Origin of the sequence: Mesorhizobium sp. M8A.F.Ca.ET.161.01.1.1 (genome assembly GCF_004792105.1) — a bacterium.
Taxonomy (GTDB): domain Bacteria; phylum Pseudomonadota; class Alphaproteobacteria; order Rhizobiales; family Rhizobiaceae; genus Mesorhizobium.
Map to the genome: position 1 here is coordinate 1 of NZ_SRTD01000281.1, position 328 is coordinate 328.

At 63.7% G+C, this 328-nt stretch carries 1 protein-coding gene; it reads left to right on the top strand.

The annotated features are described in order from the left end of the window. The coding region (locus EN804_RS35705; protein ID WP_135922383.1) for a transposase at positions 1–328 on the top strand (328 nt) is incomplete at both ends.

Sequence of the window (328 nt, forward strand, 5' to 3'; positions counted from 1 at the left end):
CAGACCGATGCGATAGCGGCCTATGTGGCAGGCCTTGATCCCAGTCGAGACTTCGTCGTCATGGAGGCGACAGGCGTGCATGACCGGCTGTTGCGCCATGCGCTGGCCAAGGCCGGTGTGCCGTTCTCGCGGCACAACCCCGCCCACACCCACCATTATGCGAAGTCGACGCGACGGCGGGCCAAGACCGATCCTCTCGATGCCAGGATGCTGAGCGACTATGGCCGCCGCTATCAGCCTGAAGCCGAGCCGGCGCCGTGCGAACAAAACGAACAGCTTCAATCGCTTGCCGGTCACCGCGATCAACTGGTCGATATGCGGGCAAGGC